This window comes from Flavobacterium sp., assembly GCF_040402835.1.
In the GTDB taxonomy this organism is placed as follows: Bacteria; Bacteroidota; Bacteroidia; order Flavobacteriales; family Flavobacteriaceae; genus Flavobacterium.
In genome coordinates, this window is the sequence record NZ_JBBALW010000015.1 from 47845 (window position 1) to 69786 (window position 21942).

Here is a 21942-nt window from a genome sequence, read left to right on the forward strand (position 1 = left end):
TTTGAATTTTCTGCTTATATAACGCAAATGCGAAGATATTATTTTTAATAAAAAAAACGGCTAATTTCTTAGCCGTTTTTGAATTATAAAACTTTAGCGTTTTTGACTTTCTGGTCGGTTAAAGCAATTGCTAAAACCTCGCTCATTTCTTTTACGTAATGAAACGTCAATCCCTCTAAATATTGAGGTTTAATTTCATCAATATCACTCTTGTTTTCGTGACACAAAACAATTTCTTTAATGTTGGCTCTTTTGGCTGCCAATATTTTTTCTTTAATTCCTCCAACGGGTAAAACTTTACCTCTTAGGGTAATTTCACCAGTCATAGCAAGACTTTTCTTAACTCGTTTTTGAGTAAATAAAGAGACTAAAGACGTTAACATTGCAATTCCAGCACTTGGACCATCTTTTGGTGTTGCCCCTTCAGGAACGTGCAAATGAATATTGTACTTGGATAGCATTTCAGAGTCAATTCCGAAAATTTCAGCGTTTGATTTTATATATTCCAATGCAATAGTTGCTGATTCTTTCATTACTATTCCAAGATTTCCAGTAATTGTCATCATTCCTTTTCCTTTGGAAATCAAGGACTCAATGAATAGAATATCACCGCCAACGCTTGTCCAAGCCAAACCAGTTACTACGCCTGCAACGTCATTATTTTCATATTTATCTCTTTCTAATCTTGGAACGCCCAAAACTTGAACGATATCCAAATCTGTAACTTTTTTGTTGTACTCCTCTTCCATCGCAATGGATTTGGCAGCATTTCTGATAACCTGAGCAATTTTAGCTTCTAATCCACGAACACCAGATTCACGGGTATATCCTTCCACAATTTTCTCCAATTGTTTTTTTCCAATCGTCAAATCTTTTAAAGTCAAACCGTGTTCCTTCAATTGACGCGGAAATAAATGTTGGCGTGCAATTTCAGTTTTTTCTTCAATTGTATAGCCAGACATTTTTATGATTTCCATTCTATCGCGCAATGCTGGTTGAATAGTTGCCATATTATTAGACGTTGCAATGAACATTACTTTTGATAAATCATATCCCATTTCAAGGAAATTATCATAGAAAGCGTTGTTTTGCTCGGGATCTAAAACTTCCAATAATGCCGAAGAAGGATCGCCTTGATTTCCCATCGCTAATTTGTCGATTTCATCCAATACAAAAACAGGATTTGAGGTTCCCGCTTTTTTCAAACTTTGAATAATACGTCCTGACATCGCACCGATATAGGTTTTTCTATGTCCACGAATTTCTGCTTCATCACGCAAACCACCAAGGGAAATTCTCACATATTTTCTTCCTAAAGCTTCTGCAACTGATTTTCCGATGGATGTTTTACCAACTCCTGGAGGTCCTGTCAAACAGATAATTGGTGATTTCATATCATTTCGCAATTTCAAAACTGCCAAATGTTCTATCATTCTTTTCTTTACATCTTCTAAACCAAAATGGTCGCGATCAAGTATTTTTTGTGCTCTTTTTAAATCGAAATTATCTTTAGAATATTCATTCCAAGGCAACTCTAAAAACAATTCTAAATAGTTTCTTTGAATGCCAAAATCGGGCGCTTGTGGGTTCATGCGGCGCATTTTTGTCAATTCTTTTTCGAAGTGTTTTTTTGTAACCTCATCCCATTTTTTGAGTGTTGCTTTTTCAATCATTTCCTCAACTTCCTCTTCTTGAGAAGCGCCACCCAATTCTTCCTGAATGGTTTTCATTTGCTGGTGCAAAAAATATTCTCGTTGTTGTTGGTCTAAATCAAAGCGAACTTTCGACTGAATATCATTTTTTAACTCCAATTTTTGAAGTTCAATGTTCATGAATCGTAAAGTTTCTAAAGCTCTCTCTTTTAAATCTTTAATATTTAAGAGCTCTTGTTTTTCTTTTACAGACAAATTCATATTGGAAGATACAAAATTGATTAAGAATGATTTACTTTCAATATTCTTAATTGCAAAAGTCGCTTCGGTTGGAATATTTGGACTTTCCTTAATAATTTGGATTGCCAATTCTTTAATAGAATCAATAATAACGGTAAACTCTTTGTCTTTTTTGGCGGGACGTGTTTCTACGATATTTTTTACGGTTGCTGTAATATATGGAGCTTGGGAAATAACGGTGTCAATTTCAAAACGTTTTTTACCTTGTAAAATTACGGTAATATTACCATCAGGCATTTTTAGAACCCGAAGTATTTTTGCAACCGTTCCAATGGAATGAATATCGTTTTGTGATGGATCTTCGTCTTCTTCATTTATTTGAGAAACTACGCCAATGTCTTTTCCTGCTGCATTGGCATCATTAATCAACTTTATAGATTTATCTCTTCCAGCAGTAATTGGAATTACCACTCCAGGGTACAAAACAGTGTTCCGCAAAGGTAGAATAGCTAATGAATCTGGTAATTCTTCATTATTCATCTCTTCTTCGTCTTCTGGTGTTAAAAGCGGAATTAATTCTGCTTCGGAATCAAATTCTTGAAGTGACAAATTGTCAATAGTAATTATTTTAGGATTTGACATAGTATAAATTAAGTCGTTTTGATATTATGATTATAAATAGCTAGATTTCAAAGGGTTATAATTTCTGTTAAGAAACCATTTATAGAAAAAATTGTAAAATAATTGTTTATTTAAAACATTTAAATTACCACATTACTAAAGCAATCTTTGTGCCGTTTCATTAAAAAAAAGCCATCTTAGAAAGATAGCTTTTTTTTAATTTGAAAGAGAAGTTATTTTGTATAAACAAAATAATAGCTAGAATTTAAAAATACAGCTGCATTTGTTGAGGTAGTACTTACTATTTGACCAAGAGGTACACTATGTGTCAAGGTATTTCCAGATACAGAATACAAATCTGTTATTTCTACATTTCCTTTCATATAAATCAATTTTAACACCGTTCCGTTTAGCACCCAAGTACCTGTAATATTTGGATTAGATAAACAAACTAAAGTTGCTGATGCACTTACATCTACTCCTTTTGAAGTTGAAGTAAAAGTGGCATTAGGATTTATAGTCAAAATATTATCATTAAAACAAGATGTTTCTAGCATTTGATTAGTTGACGCGGCACCATCGTTATTTAAATCAGTTGGGATTCCTGTATTAAAAGCAGTCATTCTGTAGGATCCTGCTACACTTGCTGGATTTATAATGTTTCCGAGTAAATCTTTATCCAAAGGCTCAATGTTACAAGAGGTAAAAGTTACTAAAGCGGAACAAGATAGTATTGCTAAAGAGAGTTTTATTGAATTCATTTTTTAGTATAATTTAATTTTTTGTAAATATAATTTAATTTATTATGCTTTAATAATTTTTTTTGGAACCCTCGATAATAAAATAATTCCCATAACAAAAAACAATCCTAAAAATACAATTGAATACCTTGGACTACCTGTTACTTGGTCGATAATTCCATAAAGACACATTCCAATTACAATTCCTATTTTTTCTGAAACATCATAAAAACTGAAAAAAGAAGCTGTGTCGTCTGTTACGGGCAGCATCTTAGAATAGGTAGAACGAGAAAGGGCTTGAACACCTCCCATTACCAAACCGACAAAACCTGCTGTCATATAAAATTCTATTGGTGAAGTTACAAAAAATGCAACCACGCATAAAACTGCCCAAATGCAATTTAATAATATTAAAGTGGTAATGTTTCCAAATTTTTCTGATGCTTTTGAAGTTAAATTGGCACCCAAAATTGCAATCAATTGAATTACTAATATACTAATTATTAAACCCGTCGTTTTTTCACTGTCGGACTTCCAAGAAATTTCTTGCTCTCCAAAGTAAACTGCAATTATCATAACTGTTTGAACCGCCATTCCATAAACGAAGAAACTACCTAAAAATCGTTTTAATTGAACGTTGTGTTCTAACAAATACCAAACTTTTTTAAGTTCGTGAAATCCATTAAAAACTACTGCTTTTGTAACTTTATGACCTTTATTTCCTTTAGGTAAATAGTAATACGTATATTGACTGAAGCCAATCCACCAAATTCCAACCATCACAAACGAGTAGCGCATGGCTTTCATACTTGCTTCACCCGCAGTTCCCGTTATTCCGAAAAACTCAGGTTTCATAACCATTGCCAAGTTAATGATTAACAATAAAACGCTTCCAATATATCCAATTGAAAACCCTTTGGCACTGATTCTATCTTGTTGTTCTGGAAAAGCAATGTCGGGCAAATAGGAATTATAAAAAACCAAACTTCCCCAAAAACCAACTAATCCAAAGAAATAAGCGATTAGGCTATAATAAATATGTTCCAATGAAAACCAATACATTGCAATACACGAAAGTGCACCCAAATAGCAGAAGAATTTCATAAAATTCTTTTTGTTTCCAACATAATCGGCGATACCAGATAACAATGGCGAAATAAAAGCGACCAATAAAAAGGCAGCTGCCGTTACAAAACTAATTAGCGCCGTACTTTTGAGAGTTGTTCCAAATACATCAATATAGGAAACGCCTCTGATTTTGAATAGTGCGCCATAAAAAATAGGAAAAATTGCAGATGCAATTACCAAGCTATAAACGGAATTTGCCCAATCGTAGAAAGCCCAAGCATTCAGTAATTTTGAATTTCCTTTTTCAAGATTTGCCATAAATAATCGATAGGTATTAGGTATAATAGTCTTAAAGACAGCACCGAAGATAGTATTTTTTATTTAAAAACAACACCAAATTTTGCAGCTTCAATTTTAGCTTCTGGGATTAAACTTTTCAATTTTTCAATTCGGGTTGCATCGGATGGGTGGGTGCTTAAAAATTCTGGTTGTGCTTTACCTCCTGAATTTGCTGACATTCTTTCCCAAAAAGCGACTGCTGTAGTTGGATCATAACCTGCAATTGCCATTAAAATTAACCCGATTTTATCTGCTTCACTTTCATGACTTCTGCTAAAAGGCAGCATCGCTCCATATTGCGTAACTCCCCCGTAAGCGGTCATCCAAATTTGTTTTTCTTGACTGCTTTTTGAGTCTGTTGCAATTCCTACAATCCCTGCTCCAGCTTGTTGTAATATCCCTGCACTCATTCGTTGCGCACCATGATTTGCCAATGCGTGTGCTACTTCGTGCCCCATTACGGTTGCCATTCCAGCGTCATCTTTACAAATTGACAAAATGGCAGAATAGAATACTATTTTTCCACCTGGCAAACACCAAGCATTGACTTCTTTACTTTCAACTAATTTATATTCCCAAGAATAATCCTTTAAATAGTCTTTAAATCCGTTAGCATCTAAATATTTTTCGGCAGCCATTTTAATTTTCAGACCAACAGTTTCAACTCGTTTAGCATCTGTAGTTCCAACAACCACTTTATTATCTTTCAAAAAAGTACCGTATTGTTGAAAAGAAGTTGGAAACAATTCACTATTGGAAACAAAATTCAATGTGTTTTTACCTGTAAATGGATTTTTGGCGCATGAATTAAGAATAGACATGGCAATAACAAATAAGACAAAGCCCTTTTTCATAGTAATTTGATTTTAAAATAGAAATTCAAAGTTACGAATATATCTTTTCTTATAATGCTGTAAAATTAAAATGCTTGAGTTAATATTGTATAAAACTACTAAACTATTTTATGAATAATTTAATAGATGTACTACCTTAAAATAAAAATAATACCATAAATTGCATTATTAAATATAATTAAATTAAAAGTATTGAATTCCAATAAAAAGCAACATTTGAAAGTTCCAAAAGTCATTATTTACATTGGAAAAATCCTTCAATTTTTTTCAATTAAACTAACCACTTTATATTTGGCAAGATTATTTACTACCCCAATAAAACACAAAGTTCCCAAAAGAGAGTTGGAAATTGATAAAAACAGTATTCAAAAAAGAATATTAATTCCTGATGTTAACAAAGAAATTGTAGTGTACCAATATGGTAAAAGTGAGAAAAAGATATTGCTTGTTCACGGATGGTCGGGACGTGGAACACAATTGGTTAAATTTGCAGAAGCATTTGTGAAAGAAGGGTTTTCAACCATTAGTTTTGATGCTCCTGCGCACGGAAAATCATCAGGAAATACTACAATTATGACCGAATTTATTGCTTCAATATTAGAAATTGATAAGCAGTTTGGACCTTTTGAAGCTGCTGTTGGACATTCTTTAGGTGGAATGACTTTGCTTAATGCAATAAAAAAAGGATTGAAAATTAACCGATTAACAATCATTGGAAGTGGCGATAAGGTGAAAGATATTTTGGATGATTTTGTGACGAAATTGGAACTTAAATCTGAATTTAGCTCCCATTTGCAACAGCATTTTGAAAAAAAATATAACGAGCCAATGGAAAATTATTCCGCTCATAGTGCTGCCAAAACAGTTGAAATTCCTGTACTTGTAATTCACGATGAAAACGATTATGAAGTTCCTGTGACTACTTCCATAAACATTCACGATAATTTAAAAAATGGAGAATTATTAATTACAAAACATTTGGGACACCGAAAAATTCTTGGAAATCCTTTTGTTATTGAGAAAACTGTCGAATTTATTAACATATAATTCCTAATTAAATGAAAAACCAGCTATTTACCTTACTACTAACATTTACACTTTTTTCCTGTCAAGGGCAAGATAAAACAAAAAATGCAAAACTTGAAATTCAGAAATCAGATGCGCAATGGAAAAAAGAATTAACACCCGAACAATTTGAAGTGCTTCGTGAAAAAGGAACAGAACGCCCATTTTCAGGAAAATATGTAAATACTTTTGATAAAGGAATCTACGTTTGCGCCGCCTGTAAAAATTTACTTTTTTATTCCGATGCAAAATTCCATTCAGATTGTGGCTGGCCTTCTTTTGATAAAGCCATAAAAGGTTCTGTAACATATATAACCGATTCAAGTTTTGGTATGTCCCGAACTGAAGTCAATTGCGCAAAATGTGGCGGTCATTTAGGTCATGTTTTTGATGACGGACCTACCAAAACTGGGCAACGTTTTTGTACAAATTCTGTATCTGTTAAATTTATACCTTCAAAATAATGAGTGCATCAATAGAAAAATCGGAACAAGAGTGGAAAGACCAATTGGGTTTAGAACGCTTTAAAATCCTTCGCCAAAAAGGTACAGAATTTCCACATTCAGGAAAATACAACCTCCATTTCGAAAAAGGAACCTATTGTTGTGGCGGTTGCGGCGAACCATTATTTGAAAGCAATTCTAAGTTTGACGGCCATTGCGGCTGGCCTTCCTTCGATGAATCGATACCTGGAAAAGTAACGTATATAAAAGATGCTACCCACGGAATGATTCGTACAGAAATTGTTTGTGCCAATTGTGGCGGGCATTTAGGACATGTTTTCGATGATGGACCAACAAAAACTGGGCAACGTTATTGTGTGAATTCGTTGTCTGTAGATTTTATTAAGTAGAAATAATCAATTAATTTTTACATTTAAAATCTTTATATTATTTTATTTTAATTGAAAAATTCTATACTTCCTTTTAATAACACACTTTTAATGAATTCCTAAATAATCAGTATATTTGCGACTCATTAAAAGAAATATTATGCAACATATTATAGACCGTTTCATTAGTTACGTAATTATTGACACTGAATCAGATCCAAATTCTACAACTACTCCAAGCACAGAAAAGCAGTGGGTTTTAGCAAATAAATTGGTTGAAGAATTAAAAGCAATTGGTTTGGAAGAAGTTACCATTGATGAAAATGCCAATATAATGGCTACTTTGCCAAGTAATGTTAAGCATGAAGTTCCAATAATTGGGTTTGTATCTCATTTTGATACTACTCCAGATTTTACGGGAGCAAATGTAAATCCTCAAATAATTCCTAATTATGATGGTGGAGATATCATTCTAAATAAAGAACAAAATATCGTTTTGTCGCCAAATTATTTCAAAGATTTATTACTCTATAAAGGACAAACATTAATCACAACTGATGGATTGACTTTGCTTGGTGCTGATGACAAAGCGGGAATTACAGAGATTGTTACGGCAATGGAATTCTTAGTTAAAAATCCTGATATCAAACACGGAAAAATTAGAATTGGGTTTACACCAGATGAAGAAATTGGTCGTGGTGCTCATAAATTTGACGTGGCAAAATTTGGAGCCGAATGGGCATATACAATGGACGGAAGCCAGATTGGGGAATTAGAATATGAAAATTTTAACGCTGCAGGTGCAAAAATTACTTTCAAAGGAAAAAGCGTTCATCCTGGTTATGCCAAAGGAAAAATGATTAATTCAATGTTGATTGCTAATGATTTCATCAACCAATTACCAAAAGGTGAAACACCACAAGAAACGAAAGGTTACGAAGGATTTTTCCACGTTCACCACTTGAAAGGGAGCATCGAAGAAACTGTTTTAGAACTTATCATTAGAGACCATAGCGCAAGTAAATTCAAAAAACGCAAAGAAGTAATTCATGCCATTGCTAAAAAAATCAACAAGAAATTCGCTAAACAATTTGGTGTGGATATTTGCATTGCAGAAGTAAAAGACCAATATTTCAATATGAAGGAAAAGGTTACGCCTGTAAAATATATTGTTGATATTGCCGAAAAAGCGATGCGAGAATTAGGAATAAAACCGTTAATCAAGCCTATTCGTGGTGGAACTGACGGCTCTCAATTATCGTATATGGGATTACCGTGTCCGAATATATTTGCTGGGGGACACAATTTTCACGGAAAATATGAATATGTTCCAGTTGAAAGTATGCAAAAAGCAGTTGATGTAATTATTAAAATTGCCCAATTAACAGCAACCACAGATTTCAGTAAAGAAAAAGCAAAAAAATAATTTTTAGATTTTTACAAAACATAAAAAGCCCCAATTTGGGGCTTTTTAGTATAAAATTATCAGCTTATTTCTTGTTCAAAGAAGCACTCATTTCCATTGATAACGAAGAACGCTCCATTTTCAATTTCCCAGACATAGTTTCAATAACAATTGTAGTTTCGCTTAATTCAGAAATTTTTCCGTGAATTCCACTTTTTGTAATGATTCTGTCACCTACTTTCAAGTCGCTTTCAAATTGTTTTTCCAATTTCGCTCTTTTTTGTTGTGGTCTAATCATAAAGAAATAGATAACCACGAACATTAAAATAAACGGTAAGAATTGTTGTATTTGTCCCATAATTATTTTTATTTTTAAATTGTTAATTACTCTTTTATTGAAGCTTTTATTATTAATGACTCAACTCCTGCTTTGGTATTTGTAGAAATGGTAACCGATTTTTGTTGGATTCCATGTTTGCCAGTAGAATTGAACGACACATCAATTTTTGCAGATTCCCCTGCTTTTATTGGTGTTTTTGGATATTCTGGAATGGTGCAACCGCAAGAACCCACCGCTCTAGTAATAATTAAATCAGCTTCTCCGGTGTTTTTAAATTGGAATGAATAATTCACTTTTGAACCCGCAGCAATCGACCCAAAATCATGTTCTGTTTCTTTAAATGTCATCACAGGATATTTACCGTCTGCAGGAAGTACTCTTTTTTCTTGCTCTGGAATACCAATTGAAGTCGAATTTGATATTGAAGAATTTTGTATTTCTGAATTTACTTCTTCTTTCTTTTTGCAAGATCCTAAAAACATAAAGGATACAATTACAGCAACTAAAACAACTTTTTTATTCATGATTTTATAAATTTTTACATTAAACCTCTCCCGATTTTATTCAATTTATTACTATTCTCAAATTCTTTAACCAAATTATCTAAAATTCCGTTTATAAAAATACTACTTTTTGGTGTAGAATACTCCTTTGCAATTTCTAAATATTCGTTAATTGTTACTTTAACAGGAATTGAAGGGAATTTTACAAACTCGCAAATAGCCATTTTCAGTACAATGGTGTCTATTTCAGCAATACGTTCCGAATCCCAATTGGGTGTTTTATCAACGTATTCTTTTGCAAATTCTCTTTCATTAAGTACTGTTTTTCTAAATAAATTAGTAACAAATCCTTGATCTTCCTGGTCTTTAAATATTTTTGGTACTCTAAAAGCTTCGTCTTTTGAAGATTTAATTAGCTTTAATTGTTTGATAATTTGTGTATTCACAACAGGAATATCATCAATCCAAGTCAATTTATTGTCTTCTAAAAACTCATATAATTTTTCATTGGGAACAATCAATTCTGTAAAAATATCGAGAATAAATTGCTTGTCTTCTTCAAAATTATTTACAGTATTTGCCATATATTTAGCATAGAAACCACTGTTTTTTATGCTATCTAAAAGAATTTGGATGTAATCTTCATTTAATTCCCAATGATTAATTTTTCTGTTTTCTAAAGCAATACTCAAAGAATTATTTTCAGAAAGAATCTGAAGAATGGCATTGTTTATAAATTTTTTATTGGGATTTCGCTCTTGCGATGTAGTAATATGTTTTTGACTTGATATCTCAATAAAAAAAGCCTCTTTTTTACCAATTTCAATCAAAGAAGATAACATTGTTAGGTATAAATCTAAAATATTATCGATACTATAAAGCAAAAATTTTTCTTCTTTGTCAATATTATCTGAACCATTTTGGTGCATCGCATATATCGATTGCATCACTTTCACACGGATATGTCTTCTATTTAACACTTGGTAAGAACTTATTTAATTATTTAGCTAAAAAAATTTAAGCGGTGCAAAAGTACACTATTTTTTAAAAAATCAATATAATTAATTATTATCCTTTTATTCAATTGAAAATAATGGCTATAAAAAAACCTCAGCGTTAACTAAAAAAACTGTAAAGTCAATTCAAATCCTTTTTAATTTAAATATATTTGAAATTTAATTAGGAAAATTAACATGCTCTAATTTACAAATGAAGAATATTTAAACCACTTCCCCATTCCATTCCATCATACCGCCAAGTAAATTATAGGTGTTTTCAAATCCCAATTGATTCATAATTGAACAGGCTTGTGCGCTTCTTGCTCCGGATCTGCAATAAACATAATAGTTTTTTGACTTATCTAATTCTTCTAGTGAATAAATAAATCCTTGACCTTTATATATATCAATATTTATTGCTTCAGGAATCATCCCTTCATTACATTCGTCTTCCGTTCTAACATCTAAAATAACTGCGTTTTCGTCATTTTCTAATTGCTCTACCCAAACTTCTTGTGCTAAATTCATAACTATTTATATTTTTTACAAAATTACATAATATCGTCTTAATAGAAAAAGATAAATGGGAGTTTTAGAATTAACATAAAAATAACAATTCTAAAAAATCAAAATCAAATTTATAATTCTACATTTGTACCTACAAATATTGTAAATACAATCATGAAAATTGAAGAGGCTATAAAATCAAACGTAATAATGGAATCTTCTCAAAAAGTGGTGCTCAACATCATTTATACTCAAAATGGTATTCACGAACGTTTTGCAGAAATCTTGAAGCCTTATGATTTGTCAAGCGAACAATATAATGTTTTGCGAATATTACGAGGTCAAAAAGGAAATCCTGCTAACATGTGCGTTATTCAAGAACGAATGCTTGCTAAAACCAGTAATACCACACGTTTAGTTGACAAATTACTTTTAAAAAAATTGGTAACACGAACTGTTTGTAAATCTAATAGAAGAAAAATAGATGTATTAATTACTGCAAAAGGGTTGTCTGTTTTAACAGAATTAGATCCAAAAGTAATCGATTATGAAAAAAAAATAGTTCAAAATTTATCAAATCCAGAATTAGAACAATTGAACTTCCTTTTAGAAAAAATTAGAAATCAATAATTAATAAATAACAAATGAACACATTTTTAGAAAATCAAAATTGGCGTTATGCCACAAAAAAATTCGATGCAACCAAAAAAATCTCAACTGAAGATTTAAATTTCTTAAAAGAAGCGATTCGTTTAAGCACTTCTTCTTTTGGATTGCAACTTTACAAAGTAATTATCGTTGAAAATCCAGAATTAAGAGCAAAATTATTACCCGCAGCCTACGGACAAACGCAAATTACTGATGCATCACAAGTAATCGTTTTTGCAAATCAAACGGTAGTAAACGATTCTGATATCGATGCTTACATTAAAAACATTAGCGAAACAAGAGGTATTCCGACGGAAGCTTTGTCAGGTTTTGGAGATTATATGAAAGGTTCTGTAAACAAAATTCCTGCTGACGCAAAAGTAATTTGGACAGCAAAACAAACGTATTTAGCACTTGGAAATCTGCTTAATGCTGCCGCTGAATTAAAAATTGATGCTACCCCAATGGAAGGTTTCGACGCTAAAAAATTCAACGAAATATTAGGTTTAGACGCATTAAATCTGAACGCTGCCGTTATTGCAACAGTTGGTTACCGTCACGAAGAGGATGCGACTCAACATAACAAAAAAGTTCGAAAATCAAACGAGGATTTATTTATAACACTATAATTATTAACCAAAATCAATTTAAACAATGACAAATTTTAAAACAATTGCAATTGCATTATTAGTAGCTTTCGGAACAGCAACAGTAACTGCACAAACAAAAAAAGTTGACGCTACAAAAAGTACTATTACTTGGGTTGGGAAAAAAGTGACTGGTCAGCATGATGGAACCATTAACCTTAAAGAAGGTGCTTTAACCTTCAAAGGGAAAAATGTTGTAGGTGGAAATTTCACTGTTGATATGACTTCTATGACAACAACCGACTTAAAGGCGGGTCAGGGCAAAGAAAAATTAGACGGCCATTTGAAATCAGAAGATTTTTTTGGTACTGAGAAATTCCCAACGGCTACCTTGGTTTTCAAAACTGTAGCTGCTAAAAGCGCAGGTGTTTATTCAGTTACCGCAGATTTAACTGTAAAAGGAATTACAAATCCTGTAACTTTTGACCTTGCTGCAACTGCAAATTCTGCAACTGCAAAGGTAAAAATCGACAGAACTAAATACGATATTAAATATAATTCAGGTAGCTTTTTCGACAAATTAGGTGACAAAGTTATCTACGATGATTTTGATTTAACAGTGAATTTGAAATTCTAATTCATTAGAATTAAATCAATTAAAATATACCCTGACAAGAAATTGTCGGGGTTTTTTAATGTTAATTTGGGCGAGTCCCATTCCCTTGAATTGGCATTCAAGGAAAGCGATCAGGCTATTTGCTCTTATCCACACCCAAAAGCGTGGGATAACCGCTGCGATCCTTCTCGCAAACCCAGATTTATGATTTTAGATTCTCCAATAACCAAACAAAAAACGATTAAACTAATTGAACTTGACTACATTAGCCTATTAAATTAATTCAAATTTATTATGCTAAAAAAATCAATCCTTATAGAAAACAAAGCTTCTATTACTGCAAAAAATCTACAACTTGTTATCCAATCCGAAATCCGAGAAAGTACCATTCCAATTGAAGATATTGGTTTCCTAGTACTCGATCACCAAGAAATTTATATTAGCCTTCCAGCAATGAATTTGTTAGTTGAAAACAACACTGGTGTAATCATTTGCACAAAAAATCATTTGCCAAACGGAATGTTTCTCAACCTCAACGGACATCATATCCAACAAGAAATTTTCAGAAATCAAATAGATGCCAGTCTTCCACTCAAAAAAGTGCTTTGGCAGCAAACAATTGTTGAGAAGATAAAAAATCAAGGACAACTTTTAGAAAGAGTTACTGCAACAAAAAATCAATTCGATTATTTGGCATCCAAAGTATTAAGTGGCGATACTTCAAATATGGAAGGCGTTGCGGCGCAACATTATTGGAAGAGTTTTTTTGAACTAAGCGATAAAGAATTGGCAAACAAAATTACCTTCAAGCGAGAACGATTTGGAGATTATCCCAATAATTTTCTTAATTATGGTTACGCTATTCTTCGAGCAGCCACCGCAAGAGCTTTAGTTGGAAGTGGATTATTGTGCACCATTGGCATTCATCACAAAAACAAATACAATGCGTTTGCCCTTGCAGACGATATTATGGAACCTTTTCGTCCCTTAATTGATGAAAAAGTCATCGAAATCATGCAGAAATATGATGATGAGGAACTGACCACCGCCATCAAATCGGAATTATTGCAAGTGTTAACCAGAACCGTTTATTTCAAAGATGAAAAAAGTCCGTTGATGGTAGCATTACAAAAGACTTCTGCTTCTTTACAGCAGTGTTTTATGGGAACAAAGAAAAAAATTAAATATCCTCAATTATGGAACTCAACGCCTACCGAATAATGTGGTTGTTTGTATTTTTCGATTTGCCCACAGCTACCAAGAAAGACCGTCGCAATGCTTCCCAATTTAGAAATAATATTCTAAAAGATGGGTTTAGTATGATGCAGTTCTCGGTTTATATTAGGCATTGCGCTAGTGGAGAAAGTGCCGATGTTCACGAAAAAAGAATTAACAAACTTGTTCCGCTATATGGTAAAGTGAGTGTTTTGCGAATAACCGACAAACAATTTGGGATGATTATTAATTATCTCGGGAAAGAAAAACAAGAAAGTGTGAATGCGCCAACGCAATTAGAATTGTTTTGATTTAAGTGTTGTAAAACGTATCCTTATTCCAACTATTTGGATTGTTTTCGATGTAATTTACAATGTTTAAATAGGACTTTTCGTCTCTAATAATATGATCATGAAACGAACGATGCCAAGCAAAATCAAACCTACCTGCCTCATGAATTAATTTAGAGCTAGTAGTTTTAAAGGCACCCATAATTTGGGAAAGTGACTTTATTTTTACAATTTTCTCTGGTTCAGAAAGATTTGAGACGGTCTTTAATACATTAGAATCTATTTCGATTACAGCATGAATATGATTGGGCATGACAATATAAGAATGAAGGATAATATAAGGATATTGATTTTGCAACCATTCCAATTGATTATTTGCAATAATTCCGATTTCATTTAAAATCATTTTCGCTTCAATTTCATCAATATTATTGGGAATATTATTATCAGGATTATTATGCGCATTGTGTACGGACAGGTCGCGACCTGTCCCTACGGGAGCCACACCGCCAAAACAACATTCCATATTTTTCACACACGATGTCACAAAATATAAATTATCTTTTGAATAATCATATCCTTTCAATCTATTTGCTTTTCTGCTTTTCATATTGATTTTTTTATTGGATTATTTTTTATTATTTGGATTTTCGTCATAATTATTATCGGGAATATTATTGAAATTATTATCAGAATTATTATCAGAATTATTATCGGGAATATTATTGAAATTATTATCAGGATTATTATCAGGATTATTATCAGGATTATTATCGGCATTATTATCGGCATTATTATCGGCATTTTGTACGGACAGGTCGCGACCTGTCCCTACGGAAACCACACCGCCAAAACAACATTTCCTATTTTCACCCGTGTACGGACAGGTCGCGACCTGTCCCAACATTTATTACAAACAAAAAAACGCCCCAATTTAGCCGATATAACACTAAAAAGGAGCATTTTTATTTTCGTTATTTCCTTCTATTTCCTTGATTATTAGAAGCTAAGAACGCAACTAATATCGTTTTTTCTAATCTTTAATCAAACCACAACTAGAAATGCTTAAATATTAAAAATAATAATAATATCGTTTTTTCTAATCTTTAATCAAACCACAACGAGGTTTAGATAGTAAAAATTTCTATATTGAATATCGTTTTTTCTAATCTTTAATCAAACCACAACCTTATTTGACTGATAAGCGTAGAAGCAATAAATATCGTTTTTTCTAATCTTTAATCAAACCACAACTTTTGGAAAATGATATAATAAATATATATAATATCGTTTTTTCTAATCTTTAATCAAACCACAACTTTCCGCAGCTAATTATTCAGGAACATACAAATATCGTTTTTTCTAATCTTTAATCAAACCACAACACCGTGTAAATGATTGAAAAGATTAAAAGAATATCGTTTTTTCTAATCTTTAATCAAACCACAACTGTTTGTTTCTAGTAATCCTTTTAGCTCGAATATCGTTTTTTCTAATCTTTAATCAAACCACAACTGCAAAACAATCGCTCTGGACTACCATTTAATATCGTTTTTTCTAATCTTTAATCAAACCACAACAGGATTACAGAAACACAACATAATACTTTAAATATCGTTTTTTCTAATCTTTAATCAAACCACAACGGTTTAATAGTCAAGATGGCAAGGCAAAGTAATATCGTTTTTTCTAATCTTTAATCAAACCACAACGGAAAGTTGCAATGTATTTAAGGTGAATTAATATCGTTTTTTCTAATCTTTAATCAAACCACAACGACACTATTGAATTAAAGAAAATTATAAAAAATATCGTTTTTTCTAATCTTTAATCAAACCACAACCAGAACACGGTTATTAAACCGTTTCAGCTTAATATCGTTTTTTCTAATCTTTAATCAAACCGCAACTGAAAGTTCCTGCATCCCTGCTGGGCGGATGCCGTAACTTTCAGTTGTGGTTTGGCTGTTTAAGACAATGAAAAACTGTATGTCAAAGAACTTTTACTAATTTAACCCAACAAAGCAAACTGTGATTTTCTCACCAACTCTTTTGCTTTTAGAATATCAACATTGCCAAAAGTAGAAATATAATTTTTATAGACATACGATCTTAATATCTTTGGGATAACTATGCCTTTTTCTACCTCGTTAAAAACGGCTATATAACCCATTGAAATCAGTAACGGTTTTTCTTTTAACTCAGGATATTGTTTTTTAAACTCCTTTTTCACCATTTTACCCAATTCATAATATAATTTTAAGTCTGCTTCATCCAATTCAATTACATTTTCAAATTTTGCAGAACTTTTTACTTGAATCAACATGATATGATAAAAGCTTTGTCTTTTACAGACGGCATAAACATCGGCAGGCGTCTGACTTCCTTTGGACAAATACACCTCATATTGCGCTTTTAAAGTTTGAATTCTTCTGACCACTCCTTTTTCTGCCCAATCACCCATTATTCTATTACCTGGCAATGCCAAACCTAATTGAGCAATAATAGAAGGTTTTTCATTCCTCCATTTGGATACAACGGTGTCTACAAATTTTTTAAAATTTTCCATAGTTTTAAAATTTACAATTCAAATCCTTGTACATATTATTTTACCGTTTTTTTTGTCAATTCCGTCTCGTCATTTTTGATGAAAGAGGAATCACATTACACTTTTTTATGGGATTTCTCCCGATGGTCGAAATGACAAACCTAAACTTTTTCGATTTTACCCGAAACTGAAATTTTTACTTTTATTGGATTTAAATTTTCCCATCCATTAAAACTACTTATTCTTCTAAATACATTAGATTTTGTATCCTTATTTTGTGTTGCATCATTATTCAATCTAAACTCATAGAAAATTGACGATAATGTTTGAACTTTAAATAAATGCTCCTTCAAAACTTCATAATTCGGGTTTTCCCAATTTATATTTTCTTCCTTTAAACCCAATAAAAACATATCATTAATTTGTAAAGTAGTCACTATTTCAGTTCCATCAGCTGGTATTTGAACTACTTCTTGTTTTTGTCGTTTGCGTTCTACAACAGTCCAAAAAGTAACAACCTCTTCTTTTAGATTTCCTTTTTCATCTTTATAAATAAGAACGTGATGGTTGTTTCTTGGATTTACATATTGGTTAATATCTTCTTTTAATCGTTCTGCTCGACCAATGCTTTCTTTCATTCTAACTTTCATAATTGGAACTGCTGCTCCATTTTTATTAGGCAAGAAAATTTGTGCTTGTTTTATTCCATTAGCATCAATTACAAAAAAAGTGTTGGCAGGAACAGCACCTTTTACAAAGCCGCCCAATACTTGTATTCGTTTTAAAATTAACAATCGTATGGCATTATCTACCACTTTTTCAATTTGCTTTTCAGTACTTAAACTTTCTATGGGTTTACGGACATGAAATGCTTCTTCGCCATTAAAATTCCTTTTTCCAAAAACAGTTTCTTTATGCAATTGCCCCCGAGCTGCAACCCCAATGTTTCTATAAACCACACCATTCTTTTCCGTTTTATGTGTTCGGACTGTAATTGTATTATTTAATTTTTTGTGGGAAACTAAAATTTTGTCAACTGCTACTTCTGCATCTTTTACAAAACCTATCCAAGGCAAAGGAAAGTTTTTGTTTTCGGGTTTTCTATCATACCGATTCCACTCTGAAAGTTTTTGTAAATGACTGACGGTGCCGCAAGCCATAACCAATGCATCAATAGCGTGATGGCGGTGGTCTTCCCTTGTTTTGGTTTTGTCTTCTGGATTAAGAATGGCGTTCAAACCCCACTTTTGTCGCAAATTAGCTGTCATTTGCCCAGGTGAAACAGAAACCTTATCACAAATTTTAGACATATAATCTTTTGCCGATTTACTGATGTACCGTGTGTCATTTAAATTCTTACTGGCAAAGTCATCATCAAATTTTTGTTGTACAAAACGTTTGAATTTTTGATAACTATTTGGATATTGTGCAGTATCTGAAAACAATTTCAAGGCACGTTCTTTAACTTCGTTCCATTTGTTTTCGCCTTGTAAACTATAAAATTCATACGGTATTTTGTCCCCTTTGGCTCTGTTTTCATCTGCAAAACAAAGCGTTTTGTTCATAAAACTATCATTTAACGATTTGCTCCAAGGATGAATGTGTTCAATTTGGACTTCACCGCTAAACAATTGAGTCACACTAATACTTCTTCCTGTATAAGGACAGGTGCGTTTGCATTCTTCCCACAGTTTATAAAGCAACAAATTGTCGTGAGAAAAGTGTTTCCCAAGATGGTTTAATTCGTCTTTTACACGGTCATTTTCTCGTTCTAATTTTTGATTGCGCTTTCTTTCTTCATTTCTACCCGATTTTGAAGCCTTTAAATTTCGTGCTAATTCTACTTTAATTTCGTCTGGTTTCCCATATTGAGTTACCAATTCATTTACTAATTTTCTAATTTCAAATAGCGCATTGATTACGACAGGGTTTCTAATTGTCTGAATTTCTTTATCGGCAATAGCTCCTAATGGCAATTTATCTAACAATTTAAAATCTTCAATTGATACAGAATGATGGTATAACTTGGTAAGTTGTTTGTCTGTTAATTTCAACTCTGTTCTCAAAAAATGCTTTAATGGCTCAATAAATCCACCTTTCAAATTCGAGCGAACAATTTCATAAACATTATCCAAGATCAACCCTTTGTCATTATCATTTAATGTTTCCCAATCGTTACCATAAACATTTTTTATTCCGCCAAGAACTACAGCAATATCGTACTGAAAGCCCATTTCTAAAAAGGGCAAAATATTATTAATTGCCTTGCGACTTAAACTCGAATACCCATCTTTTAAATTAAATATAGAAATGGCTTTTGCTTGTATTTCGTCAAATCCCCAGTTTTCGTTAGCATAATTTTCTACTTTATCTTTGTTGTCAAAAAAGTATAGCACGTGCCAAATATCTTCTTGTTGCTTTTCGGAAAACTCAAACCATTTTTTACCAAAAAACTTCTTATTACAAAGATTTGAAATCGTAAAAGTTCCTACAATTTTATCTTCATCTTTATAATTGAATTTAAAAGAAGCGTCTATTTTGCCAATTGCTTTGCGAATGTCTTTAAAACTTGGCTTTTCTTTTTCAATTAGAAAATTATAAGCCAAATTTCTTTCTGTGGTATTTAATTTATGACCGTTATATTCAACTGTATTTATCCATTGATTGATTCTGAAAAGTTCAAAAGGAATTGAACTCAATTGTGCCTTTGTTTTCTTCAATTCAAAGGAACAATTACCAACTAAATGTTTTTGAGAACGCAAAGGGCGTTGATGAAATAGAATCCCATCTTCATTATATCCGTCTAATTTTCGACCTCCCAATTTTTCTTTAGTTGCATCTGATAATTCTGAATGGTATTTTTTTTGATGTTCCCAAATTTGTTCAAATTCGTCAACATACATTTGCCTTGTCGTATATCGGTTTCTAATTCTTTCCAAACCATCAACAAAAGGAAGATTGTCTTTTGGCGCAATTTCATATAAATAAGAACCTAAAGTGGTATTTTCTATTTGAAATCGAGTTTCATCAATTCCAATTTTGCCTTCCTTGGCATTTCCTTTAAAAATAGCACCATCATCTTTTCCAGCACTTCGGCTGTTACTCAAAAAACCTCTTCTTTGAATTAAATGATAAAATATTCTACCAATTTCTTCAATAGAAAGTTTTTCTGTTAATGCTTTGTGTCTAAGTTCATAAGGATTACTTGAAAACCAAGAAGCCAATTCTTGTGTTGGGAATTTCTTTGTGTTTTTCCAATTATCAAAATCATCATTAGATAAAGGACACATATTTAAGGATGCCAATTCTTTTAGAAGTATTTTTTTTCTTAAACGCTTCCTAAAAAACTGTCTTCGAATTCCTCTTGCGCCAGTTCTGCTTGCATTTTTAGAAAGTTCGCCTTCTCCATCTCCTAAATTATCTACACCAACAGGAAATATTCTGCTTCCCATTCCAATAATTTTATTTGCTTTTTCATCCACAATCGCCCATCCAATGGAGTTCGTACCCAAATCTAACCCTAATATTTTTGTCATAATCGTTTGGCGTTTATTGTTATTTAATAATTCTGCATAAACTTCTTGAAAGATAGTGAAAAAATAATTGAATAATTTTTATTTTATTATCCTTTTTCTAATTAATAATACCATACATTTGAATTGTGAAATTTTATTCTAATCTTTAATCTTATCACAATAAGGCTATATGCCGTAGATGAAAATCTTTAGTCCTGCTTCGGTGGGACTTTTTTTCCTATAAGACTTATGCTCCCAATTTTGCGAATATTCCATTTAGTTACATTCTAGAATAGTTTTAAATAAATTTCAAAAAATAGTAAAAAAAACATTGAAATTGTTTGGTTGTTCAAACATTTTCAATATTTTTACACTATAATTCGAATTCGAATAGCTAGAACTACTCGAGGTTTTCGGTAAATAAACTCAAGCTCAGGCGCGTGGTACACTTCGTTTTTCTGAGCTTTTTTTATGCCTTTTCGGCAAATAATCCCCCAATAACCAATAGGTTTTTATCATTTTAAAGTCAAATTACGTTGTTTTTTATACGCAATGGTAATTTTTGCGCAACAAAAATAAATTGTTGCTCAAGGACGAGGTGTTTGTTGTACAACACTGTTACTATTGTTGTACAAGGACGAAGATATTGTTGCACAAGAAAAAAAAATTATTGCGCAAGAAAAAGTATTGGTTCTAAAAAATTAGAACCAAAAAAAAACCTCTCGTAGCTAGAACTACAAGAGGTTTTCGGTAAAAAAACTCAAATTGGCGCGTGGTACTTAATTCGCTGCCGTTTTTCGATAAGAAAGATTATTCATCATCTTTTTCAATTCCTCTCCAGGTCTGAAATTAAGACGTGCTTTCGTTACCGATGTAGTGCTTACTTCGTCTGAAGTTGCACTACCCGTCGATTTTACTCCCAACTGGAAGGTTCCAAGATCTCCCAAGCGAACGATACGTCCGTCTTGAAGCTCCATAATAATGTTGTCTTCCAATGCGGCAAGAACTGCTAAACAGTCGGCACGGTTAACGGTACATTGCATAGCAATCATTTTTGCTAAGCGTTTCAAATCGGTACTTCCATCGCCTACTGCTTTGGCATAGTACTTTTGAGGTGCTAATAAATCCCGAGGATTTATTCGCTTTACAACTTTCAGTTTTACTGACATTTTTAATCTGTATTAATTAATAAAAAAATTTGTTGTCTAAGTACACGACTCATGATTCATGCCTTTTTGATGTTTTCAAAGTTAACTTTTTTTAAGGTAGAAATAAAGAGAAGTTATTAACAAAAAAAGTTTAAATTAAAATGTATATCCGTAATTGCTCATATTTTTGTATATTTGTTTGATAAATAAAT

22 protein-coding genes and 1 CRISPR repeat array are annotated in these 21942 nt (G+C 32.2%); of the genes, 9 read left to right on the forward strand and 13 right to left on the reverse strand.

Annotated elements, in window-relative coordinates:
* Positions 1-83: 83 nt before the first annotated feature.
* The 4 genes from lon to AC9UEH_RS06805 form a co-directional block, all read right to left on the reverse strand.
* Entirely contained in the window at positions 84-2534 is a 2451-nt protein-coding gene (lon, locus tag AC9UEH_RS06790) for an endopeptidase La (protein ID WP_509529944.1), read from the reverse strand.
* 212 nt (positions 2535-2746) lie between these two features.
* Complete coding sequence (locus AC9UEH_RS06795; protein WP_509529947.1) at positions 2747-3274, reverse strand: lipocalin-like domain-containing protein; 528 nt, start codon at positions 3272-3274, stop codon at positions 2747-2749.
* Positions 3275-3316: 42 nt separating this feature from the next.
* Positions 3317-4639, reverse strand: coding sequence for an MFS transporter (locus AC9UEH_RS06800; protein ID WP_509529950.1), 1323 nt, complete (start codon positions 4637-4639; stop codon positions 3317-3319).
* 59 nt (positions 4640-4698) lie between these two features.
* On the reverse strand, positions 4699-5514 hold the full coding sequence (locus AC9UEH_RS06805; protein WP_509529953.1) for a M48 family metallopeptidase: 816 nt from the start codon (positions 5512-5514) through the stop codon (positions 4699-4701).
* A gap of 192 nt (positions 5515-5706) precedes the next feature.
* Here AC9UEH_RS06805 and AC9UEH_RS06810 point away from each other — a divergent pair, with 192 nt between their 5' ends.
* The 4 genes from AC9UEH_RS06810 (at position 5707) to pepT (ending at position 8837) form a co-directional block, all read left to right on the forward strand.
* Positions 5707-6561 (forward strand): alpha/beta fold hydrolase, encoded by an 855-nt coding sequence (locus AC9UEH_RS06810; protein ID WP_509529956.1) that lies wholly within the window; start codon positions 5707-5709, stop codon positions 6559-6561.
* An 11-nt stretch (positions 6562-6572) separates the two neighbouring features.
* Positions 6573-7043, forward strand: coding sequence for a peptide-methionine (R)-S-oxide reductase MsrB (msrB, locus tag AC9UEH_RS06815; protein ID WP_509529958.1), 471 nt, complete (start codon positions 6573-6575; stop codon positions 7041-7043).
* Positions 7043-7432, forward strand: coding sequence for a peptide-methionine (R)-S-oxide reductase MsrB (msrB, locus tag AC9UEH_RS06820; RefSeq protein WP_509529961.1), 390 nt, complete (start codon positions 7043-7045; stop codon positions 7430-7432). The genes msrB (AC9UEH_RS06815) and msrB (AC9UEH_RS06820) overlap by 1 nt, the downstream gene beginning before the upstream one ends.
* A 139-nt stretch (positions 7433-7571) precedes the next feature.
* A complete protein-coding gene (pepT, locus tag AC9UEH_RS06825; protein WP_509529964.1) occupies positions 7572-8837 on the forward strand; it encodes a peptidase T in 1266 nt (421 codons plus the stop codon).
* Between the two features lie 64 nt (positions 8838-8901).
* On the opposite strand, the gene yajC is transcribed toward pepT, so the two are convergent.
* The 4 genes from yajC to AC9UEH_RS06845 all read right to left on the reverse strand — a co-directional run bounded on the left by yajC (position 8902) and on the right by AC9UEH_RS06845 (position 11185).
* The gene (gene yajC / locus AC9UEH_RS06830; protein WP_509529966.1) at positions 8902-9174 is read right to left on the reverse strand and encodes a preprotein translocase subunit YajC; all 273 of its coding nucleotides are present in this window, start codon (positions 9172-9174) and stop codon (positions 8902-8904) included.
* Positions 9175-9200: 26 nt separating this feature from the next.
* The gene (locus AC9UEH_RS06835; protein ID WP_509529969.1) at positions 9201-9680 is read right to left on the reverse strand and encodes a DUF1573 domain-containing protein; all 480 of its coding nucleotides are present in this window, start codon (positions 9678-9680) and stop codon (positions 9201-9203) included.
* 14 nt (positions 9681-9694) lie between these two features.
* The gene (gene nusB / locus AC9UEH_RS06840; protein ID WP_509530010.1) at positions 9695-10606 is read right to left on the reverse strand and encodes a transcription antitermination factor NusB; all 912 of its coding nucleotides are present in this window, start codon (positions 10604-10606) and stop codon (positions 9695-9697) included.
* A gap of 273 nt (positions 10607-10879) precedes the next feature.
* Positions 10880-11185: a rhodanese-like domain-containing protein gene (locus tag AC9UEH_RS06845; RefSeq protein ID WP_509529971.1), complete on the reverse strand. Its 306-nt coding sequence runs from the start codon at positions 11183-11185 to the stop codon at positions 10880-10882.
* Between the two features lie 153 nt (positions 11186-11338).
* Between AC9UEH_RS06845 and AC9UEH_RS06850 the strand changes: the two genes are divergently transcribed.
* The 5 genes from AC9UEH_RS06850 (at position 11339) to cas2 (ending at position 14541) form a co-directional block, all read left to right on the forward strand.
* A complete protein-coding gene (locus tag AC9UEH_RS06850) occupies positions 11339-11794 on the forward strand; it encodes a MarR family winged helix-turn-helix transcriptional regulator (RefSeq protein ID WP_509529974.1) in 456 nt (151 codons plus the stop codon).
* A gap of 14 nt (positions 11795-11808) precedes the next feature.
* A complete protein-coding gene (locus AC9UEH_RS06855) occupies positions 11809-12441 on the forward strand; it encodes an NAD(P)H-dependent oxidoreductase (protein ID WP_509529977.1) in 633 nt (210 codons plus the stop codon).
* Between the two features lie 25 nt (positions 12442-12466).
* Entirely contained in the window at positions 12467-13036 is a 570-nt protein-coding gene (locus AC9UEH_RS06860; RefSeq protein ID WP_509529980.1) for a YceI family protein, read from the forward strand.
* 273 nt (positions 13037-13309) lie between these two features.
* A complete protein-coding gene (cas1, locus tag AC9UEH_RS06865) occupies positions 13310-14236 on the forward strand; it encodes a type II CRISPR-associated endonuclease Cas1 (RefSeq protein ID WP_509529983.1) in 927 nt (308 codons plus the stop codon).
* A complete protein-coding gene (gene cas2 / locus AC9UEH_RS06870) occupies positions 14212-14541 on the forward strand; it encodes a CRISPR-associated endonuclease Cas2 (RefSeq protein WP_509529986.1) in 330 nt (109 codons plus the stop codon). The genes cas1 and cas2 overlap by 25 nt, the downstream gene beginning before the upstream one ends.
* 1 nt (position 14542) lies before the next feature.
* Here the strand turns inward: cas2 and AC9UEH_RS06875 are convergent, their stop codons facing one another.
* The 5 genes from AC9UEH_RS06875 to AC9UEH_RS06895 all read right to left on the reverse strand — a co-directional run bounded on the left by AC9UEH_RS06875 (position 14543) and on the right by AC9UEH_RS06895 (position 21751).
* Positions 14543-15130: a transposase gene (locus AC9UEH_RS06875; protein WP_509529989.1), complete on the reverse strand. Its 588-nt coding sequence runs from the start codon at positions 15128-15130 to the stop codon at positions 14543-14545.
* An 18-nt stretch (positions 15131-15148) separates the two neighbouring features.
* Positions 15149-15427 (reverse strand): hypothetical protein, encoded by a 279-nt coding sequence (locus AC9UEH_RS06880; RefSeq protein WP_509529992.1) that lies wholly within the window; start codon positions 15425-15427, stop codon positions 15149-15151.
* Between the two features lie 113 nt (positions 15428-15540).
* A CRISPR array of direct repeats spans positions 15541-16429; the repeat unit is 36 nt; unit sequence AATATCGTTTTTTCTAATCTTTAATCAAACCACAAC.
* A gap of 101 nt (positions 16430-16530) precedes the next feature.
* Entirely contained in the window at positions 16531-17088 is a 558-nt protein-coding gene (locus AC9UEH_RS06885; RefSeq protein ID WP_509529995.1) for a hypothetical protein, read from the reverse strand.
* A gap of 140 nt (positions 17089-17228) precedes the next feature.
* Complete coding sequence (gene cas9 / locus AC9UEH_RS06890) at positions 17229-20603, reverse strand: type II CRISPR RNA-guided endonuclease Cas9 (protein WP_509529998.1); 3375 nt, start codon at positions 20601-20603, stop codon at positions 17229-17231.
* A gap of 758 nt (positions 20604-21361) precedes the next feature.
* A complete protein-coding gene (locus AC9UEH_RS06895; protein ID WP_509530001.1) occupies positions 21362-21751 on the reverse strand; it encodes an HU family DNA-binding protein in 390 nt (129 codons plus the stop codon).
* Positions 21752-21942 lie beyond the last annotated feature (191 nt).